Source organism: Gaetbulibacter jejuensis (assembly GCF_039524015.1).
Classification (GTDB): Bacteria; Bacteroidota; Bacteroidia; order Flavobacteriales; family Flavobacteriaceae; genus Gaetbulibacter_B; species Gaetbulibacter_B jejuensis.
In genome coordinates, this window is the sequence record NZ_BAAAGF010000002.1 from 320,751 (window position 1) to 334,236 (window position 13,486).

General features: G+C 29.3%; 17 protein-coding genes. 15 read left to right on the forward strand and 2 right to left on the reverse strand.

Annotated elements, in window-relative coordinates; translation table 11 throughout:
• Window positions 1-8 precede the first annotated feature (8 nt).
• Window positions 9-1,052 (forward strand): hypothetical protein, encoded by a 1,044-nt coding sequence (locus ABD011_RS08020; protein ID WP_343797274.1) that lies wholly within the window; start codon window positions 9-11, stop codon window positions 1,050-1,052.
• Window positions 1,053-1,478: 426 nt separating this feature from the next.
• Here ABD011_RS08020 and ABD011_RS15760 read toward each other — a convergent pair whose 3' ends face one another.
• Entirely contained in the window at window positions 1,479-1,748 is a 270-nt protein-coding gene (locus ABD011_RS15760) for a helix-turn-helix domain-containing protein (RefSeq protein WP_425545554.1), read from the reverse strand.
• 210 nt (window positions 1,749-1,958) lie between these two features.
• Here ABD011_RS15760 and ABD011_RS08025 point away from each other — a divergent pair, with 210 nt between their 5' ends.
• The 10 genes from ABD011_RS08025 to ABD011_RS08070 all read left to right on the forward strand — a co-directional run bounded on the left by ABD011_RS08025 (window position 1,959) and on the right by ABD011_RS08070 (window position 11,302).
• Complete coding sequence (locus ABD011_RS08025; RefSeq protein WP_343797276.1) at window positions 1,959-2,186, forward strand: hypothetical protein; 228 nt, start codon at window positions 1,959-1,961, stop codon at window positions 2,184-2,186.
• Window positions 2,187-2,262: 76 nt separating this feature from the next.
• Window positions 2,263-3,276: a hypothetical protein gene (locus ABD011_RS08030; RefSeq protein WP_343797278.1), complete on the forward strand. Its 1,014-nt coding sequence runs from the start codon at window positions 2,263-2,265 to the stop codon at window positions 3,274-3,276.
• Window positions 3,276-4,226, forward strand: a complete 951-nt coding sequence (gene gwsG / locus ABD011_RS08035) for a grasp-with-spasm system ATP-grasp peptide maturase (protein ID WP_343797280.1) — start codon at window positions 3,276-3,278, stop codon at window positions 4,224-4,226. The genes ABD011_RS08030 and gwsG overlap by 1 nt, the downstream gene beginning before the upstream one ends.
• Window positions 4,216-4,383 (forward strand): hypothetical protein, encoded by a 168-nt coding sequence (locus tag ABD011_RS08040; protein ID WP_343797282.1) that lies wholly within the window; start codon window positions 4,216-4,218, stop codon window positions 4,381-4,383. Before gwsG ends, ABD011_RS08040 begins: the two co-directional genes overlap by 11 nt.
• Window positions 4,383-5,468 (forward strand): grasp-with-spasm system SPASM domain peptide maturase, encoded by a 1,086-nt coding sequence (gene gwsS, locus ABD011_RS08045; protein WP_343797284.1) that lies wholly within the window; start codon window positions 4,383-4,385, stop codon window positions 5,466-5,468. Before ABD011_RS08040 ends, gwsS begins: the two co-directional genes overlap by 1 nt.
• Window positions 5,461-7,653 (forward strand): peptidase domain-containing ABC transporter, encoded by a 2,193-nt coding sequence (locus ABD011_RS08050; RefSeq protein ID WP_343797286.1) that lies wholly within the window; start codon window positions 5,461-5,463, stop codon window positions 7,651-7,653. The genes gwsS and ABD011_RS08050 overlap by 8 nt, the downstream gene beginning before the upstream one ends.
• Before the next feature lies 1 nt (window position 7,654).
• Complete coding sequence (locus ABD011_RS08055; RefSeq protein WP_343797288.1) at window positions 7,655-8,953, forward strand: HlyD family secretion protein; 1,299 nt, start codon at window positions 7,655-7,657, stop codon at window positions 8,951-8,953.
• Window positions 8,954-10,117, forward strand: coding sequence for a hypothetical protein (locus ABD011_RS08060; RefSeq protein WP_343797290.1), 1,164 nt, complete (start codon window positions 8,954-8,956; stop codon window positions 10,115-10,117).
• A complete protein-coding gene (locus ABD011_RS08065; RefSeq protein WP_343797292.1) occupies window positions 10,108-10,965 on the forward strand; it encodes a tetratricopeptide repeat protein in 858 nt (285 codons plus the stop codon). Before ABD011_RS08060 ends, ABD011_RS08065 begins: the two co-directional genes overlap by 10 nt.
• On the forward strand, window positions 10,952-11,302 hold the full coding sequence (locus ABD011_RS08070; RefSeq protein ID WP_343797293.1) for a hypothetical protein: 351 nt from the start codon (window positions 10,952-10,954) through the stop codon (window positions 11,300-11,302). The genes ABD011_RS08065 and ABD011_RS08070 overlap by 14 nt, the downstream gene beginning before the upstream one ends.
• A 491-nt stretch (window positions 11,303-11,793) precedes the next feature.
• Here the strand turns inward: ABD011_RS08070 and ABD011_RS08075 are convergent, their stop codons facing one another.
• Entirely contained in the window at window positions 11,794-11,931 is a 138-nt protein-coding gene (locus ABD011_RS08075) for a hypothetical protein (RefSeq protein ID WP_343797294.1), read from the reverse strand.
• Between the two features lie 352 nt (window positions 11,932-12,283).
• Here ABD011_RS08075 and ABD011_RS08080 point away from each other — a divergent pair, with 352 nt between their 5' ends.
• The 4 genes from ABD011_RS08080 to ABD011_RS08090 are packed head-to-tail and all read left to right on the forward strand — an operon-like array spanning window position 12,284 to window position 13,345.
• Window positions 12,284-12,634 carry a recombinase family protein gene (locus ABD011_RS08080; protein ID WP_343797295.1) on the forward strand — a complete coding sequence of 117 codons (351 nt, stop codon included), beginning with the start codon at window positions 12,284-12,286 and terminating at the stop codon, window positions 12,632-12,634.
• Window positions 12,635-12,874: a recombinase family protein gene (locus ABD011_RS08085; protein WP_343797296.1), complete on the forward strand. Its 240-nt coding sequence runs from the start codon at window positions 12,635-12,637 to the stop codon at window positions 12,872-12,874.
• A gap of 43 nt (window positions 12,875-12,917) precedes the next feature.
• Window positions 12,918-13,034, forward strand: coding sequence for a hypothetical protein (locus ABD011_RS15765; RefSeq protein ID WP_425545556.1), 117 nt, complete (start codon window positions 12,918-12,920; stop codon window positions 13,032-13,034).
• Window positions 13,031-13,345, forward strand: coding sequence for a hypothetical protein (locus ABD011_RS08090; RefSeq protein WP_343797297.1), 315 nt, complete (start codon window positions 13,031-13,033; stop codon window positions 13,343-13,345). Before ABD011_RS15765 ends, ABD011_RS08090 begins: the two co-directional genes overlap by 4 nt.
• The last annotated feature ends 141 nt before the right edge of the window (window positions 13,346-13,486 follow it).

The following is a 13,486-nucleotide window of genomic DNA, read 5'->3' on the forward strand; positions in this document are numbered from 1 at the left end:
ATCAATAAATGACAATCAAAGATCTCCCAAAAATAAAAATAACTAAAAGTGAAGAAATCTGGCTAACTGAATGCTGGAACCATTTGAAAAATCATAATTATCTCGATTCTTATAAGCATATAAAAGTTAAAACATTAAATAGAATCCCGAAGGATTTCAAGCCTTGGAAAATTGATGATAAATTAATTAGAGAGAATGTTGAAATAACTTTAAAAGGTTTAATTGCGCTAAACCTTGAAAAAGAAGCATTCGATATAGGTAATAAAACATTTCTATACATAAAAAATGAACTCTTTGAGGATGTCGACAAAAAAGGCTTTGATTTAAATTTTATAGCAGACTGCATAAATGAAGAAAGAAGATTGACAAAAATTGTATATAAGTTGTTTTCAAATGAAGGTTTGAATCTTTGGAATGGTGCAGGCTCCAAAAGTGATAGTTATGGTTACGATTCAATTACTATAGGTAATAGTTCCTTTGATACATATATGAACTTTGATTCAATAGATGAGGTATTTTTATATAAACAGAAAAGTATCAAAGAGTATCAAGAAACTCAAAAGAAATTAGAGACAAAACCGTATTTCGATTTAAATTCGTATGATGAAGCCTATAAGAATAAGAGCCTTTTTCCTCTTGAATTGTTGAGTAATACTAGAGGCTATATAATTAACATCGGCAATCAAGCTTCTCTATGTTATCAATCTGGACTTTACGATGCTTCATTAGTAATGATTAGAAAACTTTTAGAAACACTAATAATAGAATGCTTTGAGTTTAATTCTATAAGCAATAAAATAAAAAATAAAGATAACTACTTTTTCTATTTGGGTGATTTAATAGACCTTTTTGTTAAAGAACCCAAATGGTCTTTAAGTAGGAATACAATAAATAGTCTTCCAAAAATTAAAAAGCTTGGTGATTTGAGTGCCCATAATAGAAGGTTTAGTGCAAAAAAGCATGATTTGGATAAAATTAGCGAAGATTTAAGAATTGTAATTGAGGAGCTAATTCATTTAATTGACTATTCAGGGTTAAATAAATCAGATTGAAAATGACCAACCGACATAGAGTCCTTTCGGATTTCAAATTTTTAATTTGTAAATTAAGTACTTCTATATGGAATTCCTTTTTTCTCGGACATTTTCAAGTTTAGTCCAGTCATTCATTTTTAAATTAAGTACTCTTCAAATTGCGATATACTTAAATTATATGAAGAACGATTTAGATATTATAATATACCCAAACCCAATCCCCAACTTCATAAAAATTAAAGCTAATTTTGATATTAATTCAGTATAAATAACAAAAGTCAAAGGATAAGGTTTATAAAGAAATAACAAAAATTTAAAATTCAGTAGTTTTTTAAACAAATAAATTCTTTTAGATATTTTATGTCTTATTTAGTCATTTCTGAGAAGACATGTCATGTGCATTTTTTAAGGATATGAAAAATAAAAAATCTCTAATTAAGGTTGTTATTTCTGATTCTCATTGTATAGTTCAAGAAATTTATAAAACTCATCATCATTAAAAAAGCAAGATACAGGAACATCTAATGCAAAAGCTATTTTGTAAATATTGATAAGAGATACATTCCGAAGCCCAAGCTCTATGCTATTGTAGCCGCTCTTATAAAAGCCACAGCTTTTTGCGATTTCCGTTTGTCGAAGCCCTTTAAGAAGCCTGAACTTTTTTATTCGTTCTCCCAATACTTTTTGGATGTCATTACGCAATTCAATATCCACTTCAGAAAGATTAATAGCAATATAAAATTACGATGAATTAATAATTGGAGACCTAAAATATCTTTAATCGGTAAAAAAATGGGTTAAAAGGAGATGTTGATAAAAAAATCTTAAAAAGTAACAATATATTGTTACTTTTTAAGTTAATTTGAATTAAAGCGGAAGCCGAAAAGCTGACAGAGTAGGCAATATTTTAAATCTTTTATATTTATGGAAAAATTAAGTTTAGACAAATTTCAAGACTTTGAAATTAACGATCTGCAAGGAGCAAAATTTACTGGAGGGTCAGGAGGAACATGTACTTGTAGTACAGAAGGTCAATGGAATTCTCCAGACGAGCAGACAGATTTTTATGGAGATGATGGTTCGTATGCAGGATCTGTTATAGTAACAAACATTGGTAGAGGCATAAAGACAGTTGAAATTATAGCACCATAAACTAAGGCTGTAAACAATAATAAAAAGATCAGATTGTTTATTAATATAATCTGATTTTTTTGTGTAAAAAAGTAGTATGAAAACAATATGTTATATAACTATTATCTCTTTGTTTTTTGCATGTAGTAATAAAAACGAAAAGGATAGTACAAAATACAATTCAAATGAATTAATAAATATTACTTATGATGATTATATAAGGGATTTAGGACTAGTTAAGAGTTTAAAAAGTAATGATTGTAAAATAATAATGACACTTTTCGATTCTTTGAAGACAATAGATGCTAAGGGAAAACTTCTTTATGAGTATAAAAATTATTGTAAAAATTTAAGCCTAGATGATATGAGTAATAAAGCAAATGAAAGCTTAATTAATCAGTTAAGTGATATCATGTACAAAGATCAGGCAGCAAGAGAAGAATTCAATGATGTAGTTAAAAAACAGGGATTACAATTTCCCTCTGATGAAAATTATGCTGAAAAATTAAGAAAAAGACAATTTTATTGGGATTCTATTGTGAAAAAATCGGACTCAATAAACGTTGTTAAGTTTTCCAAAATTATTGATTCTGTAGGGGAATGGTTAGGTTATGAATATTTAGCTAGAACACCTCAAAATCCAAACATAGGTATTCTTATTGGTCATATGCCAGAAAAACAGTATGTTAAATATACCAAAATGGCACTTGAAAGTGCTAAAAGAGGAAAAGAGTATTGGAGTAGAGTTGAAAGAATTATTGGTTACTCAAAAAAATATTACATAAATGATATTGAATATATGAATATTGAGAAATTTATTACTCCTTTCAGATTTATTGATTATAAGAAAACAGGTTTAATAGATGAAGATTCGGATTTAACAAAATTAGAGTTTAAATCAATTGCTAGTGTTAAATTAATGTCAGAGTCTTCAGAAGATTTATTCTATGAGTTATCAAGTTCTGTTTTAGATGATACGTTAAAAAATTCATTACTAAATCAAGCAAAAGATATATTAATCAAATATGGATGGAAAGAAAATTTGATTAAGATAAATTTTAACACAGAGCCCCATGATGAATACAAGCTTTATTATCAAATAGTATATTGATGCATATAATAATCTCTGATAAATTTGATCAACCAACAAATCAAACTCTAAAATGGTTTAATTATCATGAAAAGGATGTAATTGTAATTGATAAAAGCAGTTTTATTTCTGTAGATTTCAGAAACGGTTTTGACTGTCCTGTGCTTTTACTTGAGGATTATAATTTATCAATAACAAGTATTGAAAGTGTATGGTTTAGAAGGGGTAGGTTTAGATTAAACTATGATTACTTAGATAGATTAGATGAAGAAGCAATAAAAAAATTTCATAACCAAACACATTACATTATAGAAACCTATTTTAATAGTCTCATTTTTTCAAAAATTAAATGTCTTGGTAATCCTTTCAAAATAAGCGTGAATAAGTTAGAAGTTCTCCTTTTAGCCAAAGAAATAGGATTAAAAATACCTGAAACAATGTTAACAGATAAAATTAATGATGTAGATTGTTTTTTTAAAGATAAACCAGCCATAACCAAACTTCTTGTCAATATGAATAATTTTTCTACAGATAAACAGAAAATAAATTACTTCACTTTTAATTATGATAGAGAACTGTTAGCAGAGGAAGAGTTGTCTATATCGTTATTTCAAGAAAAGATTATTAAAAAGTATGAAATAAGAGCTTTTTACCTAAATAATAAAGTTTATTCTAAAGCTATATTTTCTCAAATTGATGACAAAACAAAAGATGATTATAGAAACTATAACTTGGACAAACCAAATAGAGAAACACGCTTTGCATTGCCTAAGGATATAGAAACTAAGATTAAGAAATTAATGTACAGATTAGACTTAAACACAGGTTCTATTGATTTAATAGTAGATGAAAATAATGATTACATATTTTTAGAAGTCAATCCAGTAGGACAATTTTTTGATTTGAGTTATAACTGTAATTATAAACTTGACAAAATCATATATGATTATTTGGTAGATTATGAAAAATAAAAAATACCCTGCAAGTCATAAGCTCGCTGTTTCAAAAAAATCTTATGTTAATAAAGGAGTTATGGTTCAAAAATGTGAAATTATAATAGGGAACGATGTTGAAAGAGAAGTGATTTCAGAGCTTCATTGGAAACCAATTTCTAAAATTTTTAAATAATGAAATTAGTTTTACATAGTAATTGCCTTTTAGTAAAGGGATATTCTAGGTCGATTATCTGTGATTTGGGAAGAAATAATATTAAATTAATTCCTAATTCTTTATACGAAATTCTTAATAATCATAAAGGACAAACCATCGAGGAAATAAAAACTTTTTATAATCACCAACATGATGAAGTCATTGATGAGTATATGGACTTTCTTAGTGAAAATGAGTTTATTTTTTTTTCAAACCACCCAAACTCATTCCCTGAGTTGAATACTAAATGGTCGTACAACACTAAAATTACAAACTCAATTATTGATTTTAGTCCAGTTATAGCGACAAGGGTTTTTCAAATTCTTAATGAACTAGGAAGTCTTAACTGTGAATTTGTTCAGTTTCGTTTTTATGAAAAGGTGTCAATAATTACATTAAGAAAAATTTTAAAGTTTGTTAAGGATTATAAACTTCCTATTAAGTCAGTTGAATTCATATTGAAAAATAATCCAATCTATGAACAAAATGATTTACCGACATTAATAAAGAATTTTTCAAGATTAATGCGTGTAATAGTATATAATTCTGACCAAGATAAAATTATAAGGAGTGAAGTTAATGATAATGCTTTTTTGGTTTATACCTCCGAAAATTATTTTTCAGAGAAATGTTGCGGTGTTATTCATCAAAAATATTTTACAGTTAATATAAGCTCCGTTACTGAAGCAATGAACCATAATTCGTGCTTAAATCGTAAAATTTCAATTGACAGAATGGGTAATATTAAAAATTGTCCTAGTATGTTTCAAAATTATGGTAATATTAAAAACACTACCTTAAAAGAATCATTAAGCCATAAAGATTTTAATAAATATTGGAATATCACAAAAGACCAAATAAATATTTGTAAGGATTGCGAATTTAGATATGTATGTACTGATTGTAGGGCATATAGAGAAAATCCTAAAGACATTCATTCAAAACCTCTAAAATGTGGCTATAATCCATATACTAATAAATGGGAAGAATGGACCACCAATCCATTAAAAAAAGAAGCTATAAGTTATTATAATATGAAAGAAATAATACAAAATAATGACTAAAAAATTTCCGTTTTATAAACAATATGATTTTAAAGATTGTGGTCCAACCTGTATAAAGATAATAGCCAAACATTATGGAAAAGTAATTACAATTCAAAGATTAAGAAACTTAAGCGAAACGGCTATATTTGGTAGTAGTTTATTAGGCTTGAGTGAAGCGGTTGAAAAAATTGGGTTTCGATCACTAAAAGTTCAAATTAGCCTGAACAAATTATTTAAAGCACCGTTACCCTGTATATTGCATTGGAATAAAAATCACTATGTAGTTTTATACAAAATAAAGAATAATACATTTTACATCTCAGATCCAGCTCATGGTTTATTAAAATACAATAAAAATGAATTTTTAAATTATTGGATAGCTAACAATGCAAAAGAACTGACTGGAAAAGGTGTAGCATTATTGCTAGAGCCAACAGCAGAATTCTACGATTCTGATTTCGAAAAGGATAAATCTAATTTTGGGTTTAAGTTCCTTTCAAAATATATCTTTAAGTACAAAAAATTTTTATGGCAGCTAATTATTGGTTTGATTGCCACAAGTTTATTGCAACTTATTTTCCCCTTTTTAACACAGAGTATTGTAGATGTTGGTATTAAAAATCAAGATATGCATTTTATTTACTTGATTTTATTTGCTCAACTTTCTTTGTTTATAGGGCAAACTACTATTCAAGTTATAAGAAGTTGGATCTTACTACATTTAAGTACTCGCATTAATATCTCTTTAGTATCGGATTTCTTTATTAAACTCATGAATTTACCTATTGCATTTTTTGATACTCGGATGACAGGTGATATTTTGCAGCGGATTAACGATCATAAGCGTATTGAACGAATTTTAACTACGTCTTCTTTGAGTGTTTTATTTTCAATGGTTAATTTATTTGTGTTTAGTTTAGTGCTAGCATATTATAGCCTGATGCTTTTTGGTATTTTCCTTTTAGGGAGTTTCTTTTATTTTCTGTGGATTATCATTTTTCTTAAAAAACGCCTAGACTTGGATTACAAACGTTTTTCAGAAGTGAGTCAAGAACAGAGTAAAGTAATTGAGCTTATCAATGGAATGCAAGAGATTAAACTTCATAATGCCGAAAAACAAAAACGGTGGAGTTGGGAGTTTATACAAGCAAGATTATTCAAAGTCTCAATTGAAGGATTAGCATTAGAGCAATATCAAAGTGTAGGGTCAGGTTTTATTAATGAGCTTAAAAATATACTCATTACAGTACTATCGGCAAAACTAGTTATTGATGGTGAAATAACTTTGGGTATGATGCTAGCCATAAGTTACATTGTTGGTCAGTTAAATTCCCCAATTGCTCAGTTAATAAATTTTATTCGTGAAGTACAAGATGCTAAAATTTCGTTAGATAGACTTTCCGAAATTCATAACAAAGAAGATGAAGAACAGCTAAATACACAAAAAATAGTAGAAATTCCATTAAATGCTAATATAGAACTGTCAAAAGTAGATTTTAGATATATTGGTTCAAACCAATTGGTGTTACAGGGTTTAGATTTAACAATCCCTGCTAACAAAGTAACTGCTATTGTTGGGGTAAGCGGTAGTGGAAAAACTACTCTTATGAAATTACTTTTAAAGTTCTATAACCCAAATAACGGACAGATACAATTAGGTAATCACAACTTAAAGAACATCTCTCAAAAAACATGGAGAAATGAATGTGGTGTGGTGATGCAAGAGGGTTATATTTTTAATGACACCATTGCGAATAACATTGCAGTTGGCGAAGATTATGTCGATAAAAAGAAATTAGCCCACGCTGTTGATATTGCAAACATTAAAGAGTTTATAGAAACCTTACCGCTATCCTACAACACCAAAATAGGTATGGAAGGTGTTGGGCTTAGTACAGGGCAAAAACAACGCTTATTAATCGCAAGGGCTGTATATAAAAATCCTAACTTCTTATTCTTTGATGAGGCGACCAGTTCATTAGATGCGAATAACGAAAAGGTTATTATGGAAAAATTAAATACTTTTTTTGAAAATAAAACAGTAGTGGTTATTGCGCACAGATTAAGTACGGTTAAAAATGCTCATCAAATTGTGGTGTTAGATAAAGGAAAAATAGTTGAAGTAGGCAATCATCAAGAACTTATACAAAACAAGGGGAATTACTTCCATTTAGTAAAAAACCAATTAGAACTCGGTAAATAAAATGCCAAATAACAATAGTTTAGAACATATAGAATTACGAAGCGAAGAAGTACAGGAAATACTAACCAAAGTACCCCATTGGATGATACGTTGGGGCAATGTACTGTTCCTGTCTTTGATCGTGATGCTCTTATTGATTTCTTGGTTTGTAAAATACCCTGACGTTATAGAATCTGAAGCAACGGTTACAACACAAATTCCACCACAAAAAGAATATGCGCAAATAACAGGAAAACTGGATGCTATTTTAGTTGAAGACAACCAAAACGTTACTACAGGACAACCTTTGGCGGTTATCGAAAATACTTCCAATTACCAAGATGTATTTAAACTAAAATCTGTAATAGATACTATCAAGGTCAATAACACCTCTTTTACATTTCCTGTTGATAGTTTGCCTATTTTGTTTTTGGGTGATATTGAATCTCAATATGCCTTATTTGAAAATAGTTATATTCAGTATCAGCTCAATAAAGAGTTGGAACCGTTTTCAAATGAAGCCCTAGCAAATCAATACTCCCTTTCAGAACTCAATAGACGTTTAAGTAGCCTCCAATCTCAAAGAGAAATTAATAAAACAGAACTGACCTTCAAAGAAAAAGATTTAAACCGTAATAAATCCTTATTTGAAAAGGGTGTTATTTCTGCACAAGATTATGAAAATAAGCAATTAGAATACGCACAGGCGGAACGTAATTATAGGAATTTTGAGTCGTCCATTTCTCAAATGAGAGAAGCAATAAGCAATGCTCATAAAACCTCAAAGGGTACTGAAATTAATCGTGTAAAAGAAGAAATGACTCTTCTTAAAAATGTGATTCAATCTTTTAATCAACTTAAAAAAGCCATTAAAGATTGGGAATATCGTTACGTTTTACAGTCTAATATAAATGGTAAGGTCTCATTTTTAAATGTTTGGAATACTAATCAAACCGTTAATCAAGGTGATTTAGTATTTACAATCATCCCAAATGAAAGCTCATCATATATTGCTAAACTCAAAACCCCAAGTCAAAATTCAGGAAAGGTTAAAATTGGTCAACGAGTAAATATTAAGTTAGAAAATTATCCAGACAAAGAATTTGGTGTTCTAAACGGAACGATTAAGAGCATGTCACTTATTCCAGATAATGAAGGGTTGTATTTTGTAGATGTAGAATTACCAAGTAAATTAGTTACTTCGTATAACAAGGAAATAGAATTCAAACAAGAAATGCGTGGCTCAGCTGAAATTATTACTGAAGATTTGCGCTTAATAGAGCGTTTCTTTTATCAATTTAAAGAAATTTTTAAACAATAAATGAAGTCAATATTTAAAACGTTACTCCTTATTGCTTTACTATCTAGCTGCGGTAATAAAAGCAACAATAAAACAACTCATTATATTGGTGCATATAGAATTATGGATCAAATGGTTCCATACCCATATATTGTCAAACAAAATAGTGATTCTTTGTATTTGTTTAACAATAGTGGTTTATTGATAGATAGAACAGAAGGAGAAAGAATAGAAAAAAATAAAACTATTGAATTCAAAGAAAAGCATTTTAATGTACTGAATAGAAAAAAAGATAATTTTTACGCTTTTGATTTATTGGATACTTTAAATTTTAGACCATTTAAAAATGGAGCTCCCAATCCTAAAAATTCAGTCAAATTTGTACAAATTCAATCTGATTTTGATATAGATATCAGGTTGTTAAAAAATGATTTTAAAAACACTATTTGGGAATACAATGTAGTTGAGGATGAAAATAGCAACCCTAATAAGGATTTGGAAATAAAACAGACTATTAAAGTTAAAGAAGACAGCTTGTATGTTTTGACCGATTACTATTATCAAGGTATAAAAACAGTCTCAGAGTTTGAAACAAAAAGTTATAATTTGTTTAAAATTGATAGTATATGTTTTTTATCATTTCAAAAAGAAGAAAACAACCCTCAGACAATATTTCAAATTGTTGAGCATAGACCAGGCAAAATAGACCTAAGAGACTTTTCTTCAAGTGAAATAAAAGATATCAGTTATTATAAAAGCTCTTTTAAAGAAGACGATTATGTAAATTCAATTAGCAATGCAAATAAATATTCAAATTGTTTTGATGGCTATCAAGGAGAGTATTATTTTGGGGATGATGTAACTTTTAATAAAGGGAATCAGTTTTTGATTGATTATGTAAGTAAAAATGCACCGATAACAGAAGACAAATCGGGATATATAATTGTTCAATTTACTATTAATTGTAATGGAGATGTCGGTCATTTTGGTTTGATACAAATGGACAGAGATTTTAAAAAAATGAGCTTTCAAAAAGAAATAATTAAACATATTCTTAGTAAAGTAAGTACATTGAATGATTTTCCTTCTTCTTATTCTCAAATCGAATGGTTAGATTATAAAGATATACATGCCTTTTTAATGTTTAAACTCCATAACGGAAAAATTGTCGATCTATGCCCTTAAAAAATACAATCTTTTATTTATTTGTTTTTTTATTCATTTCTTCATGTGAAGGGATTAAAAACAAAAATGGTTTTTCAATAAGTGAAAAGGATCGTATCACTTTAGCGAAACAATTTCATGAAACCTCAAACTATTTTTTACAACCATCTGAGCTATATAGAAAGTACAAAGATTCAGCATTACAGGCCCAACCAAATAATGTTGATTATATGCAAAGACTTTCATACTCCTATAAAAAAGTTGGAGAACACATAAAAGCAATGGAGATTTTAAATAAAGCTGTTGAAATTGATACTGCTAATGGTAAAGCTGATGTTTTAGAGTACAGGGCTTGGACACTACTCTATTATTATAGAGATTATGAAGGTGTGGTTAGAGATGTGAATTTAATAAAAAAGATTACTGGAAATACTTATAATAGTTGTTGGGGAGAACCATGTGATTTTCACAAAGGTCAAGCCTTATATAAACTTGGCAAATATAATGAGGCTATAGAAACCTTGACTTTAGTGAACATAGAAGAGAATAAGTTAGGGTTTGATATAAATGATAACTATATGGTTTTCTTTTACATTGGCAGGTCTTATGCCCAGATGAAAGGATATGATAAAGCTATTGAATACTATAATAAAGCGATAGCTTCTGTTGATAAATTTCCAGAAGCCTATTATCAATTAGGTTTAGTATATGAGATACAAGGTAATAAGAAAAAAGCATTTGAAAATTTTAAATTAGCAGAGCTATACGTAAATTATAAAATGGGTGAACCTTACATTGAGCGTTTTGATGAAGTATTCCCTTATATGATTAAAAAAGAATTAATAAACCTATCAAATGAAACCAAATAAAAGAACCTTAATACGATGGAAAGTATACATAGATAGAGCAAGAATGTATATTGGTTATATTCAGTTTATTATGATAGGTTTTGTTTTTTTAGAGGCCTATAAAGACAGTTCAGTAGGTAAACTAATATTTGAAAACCTCTATTTATCATTGCCTATTCTGTTTTTGATTTTCATACTATTGTCTCTAATTATAGGAAGAATAGATACTATTCTAGGATTTAGAGAGGAAGAGTTGAGAAATTCCTCAACATCAAACCCAGTCATGAGAGAGCTACTGACTAAAATTGATGATTTGAAAGATGAAATAGTTATGCTTAAAAGTAATAAAAACAATTGAAGTTAGATGTTTGGATCATAAAACTAAATCATCCATGGTTTTCATTATATGAGTAACTAGTCAGTTCATTCAGAATCAACTTTCTTAGTAGCAGACTCTCACTAGAAATATAATGTAAGATTTTGCTAATGTTTCTGTATTGTATATCAATAATAGCATCAAAAATATTATCGCAAATAAAATAATGTTACACATAAACTTACAGTTTTTGTTAAATCTAACCAGTAAAGCCTATTTAAAGGCTACTAACCAAGTTCATTACAAATGTGTTTTACGGCTAAATGATTCTGTTTTTGTTAAGAAGCTAAAGGGCAATTATTTAAGTTTTGTTGTGGGCACTTTTACTTTTTTAAAAAGTCACTAAGTCTGTCTTGATTGCAATTTTTAATTTTGATATTGTTTTCTATCATGGTTACTATGCATATATCAATTTGCAGTTTATCTGAAATATTTTTTTGTCTTAATCCATGTTTGCACCTGTAAATACATAATCATCCTCCAAGTGTATCTTTATCAACTCCTACAGGAGATACATAACCTAACCAGTCAATTATCTTCTTCATCATTTTTAGGGTAATCTTTAGTTTAGGGAATAAGATATAATTATCTATATAATGCGTGTACAACAAAACTCATGAGTGAAGCAAAGCCTATGGAACTTTCTTTTGCATTGATAATATCCTTTTCAGGTTCATCTTTTATCAGCTTTCTAATGAAAGAAATATTCTGTGTATCTGTATTTTTAACAGTACTATTTTGTCTCATGGATTTCTGAGAAATGGGCGTGTACATGTAGGGTTTTTGCGTTTGCAATAAAAGTCGATGAAATTTTCATGTTTAAAACAAAAGTTTAGGTTAGATGTTCATTAACAATAGATTAGATAATCATGAAAAAGCGAGTTGGCGTGTGGATACATGTTTCCACAAAATTATAACAGAATTCAGATAGTCCAGAACACCATCTGCAAAAGGCTAAGATGTATGCTGAACTCAAAGATTGGGATATTTAGAAGAGTACCACTTAGAAGCCGTCAGTGGCAAAGTGTGATGGAACACCATGAAGCACAGAGAATGATGCAAGATATCCAAAGTGGGCAAGTGGAGGTTATGATTTTCTTTAAAATCTCACGTCGCTCTATAAATGAAAAAGAACTCTTGGAGTTCTCAGATTATTTTCAAAAGTATAATGCCGATTTGATATCTCTTGGAGAATCTATTGATACCAGCTCATCATCAGGCCGCTTTTTCTATACCATTATATCCGCTATGAGCCAATGGGAACGAGAAAACATTGTTAAACGTATTAAATCATTTGTTGAAGTCAGAGCCTAGATGGGAAAAGTCATGGGAGATATTCCATTTTGGTATAAACGAGTAGGTAAAGATAATATGGCACTCGATGAACATGAAGCACCAATCAGCAAAATGATGTATGATTTATTTTTAGAACATAAACGTCATGCTACGGCAGCCAACATATTAAATAACAAAGGGTATCGAACCAAGAGAAAAAGTAAATTTACGGGCGCTACCGTTACGACTATTATAAGACTCAACCGCAAAAGGCATTAGACGTTCACATTGCACCAAAATAGATAATGACGGAAAAACCGTGATGCGAGATAAAGAGGAATGGTATATCCATGAAGCACCACGAATCGTATCAGACGAAGCATGGGACACCGTAAATGATATCATCCGTAAACAAGAAAAGAAAAGGTACAGCCTTTGAATAAGAAGGTGCATTTATTTACCAGCTATCTCATTTGTGAATGTAGTGGAGGGATGTACGCGACATCGTCAAACCCAAAATATACCTGTAAGAAGTGTAAACGTAAAATCCATGTCGAAGATATTGAAGTCATTTTTAAAGACCAGCTGACAGAGTTTATCATTTCGAAAGAAGAAGTAAAACGTTACTTTGATAGAACACATACTATCATTAGAGAAAAGGAACAAGACATTGAAAATGTGAAATCTGAAATACAAAACTTGAAGACAAGATTAGCAAGCTTTTTGAACTTCACGAAAAGGGCAAATTGATACTGATAGATTTAAAGATTTCTACGATTAACCAAACAACCAAGTGCAGCAATTAAAACTCAGAATCTCACGAATTGAAGGCGAGATCTATGCCTTGAAAGACCAATTTAAATCAAGTAGATATATTATTAAAGAAGCTCG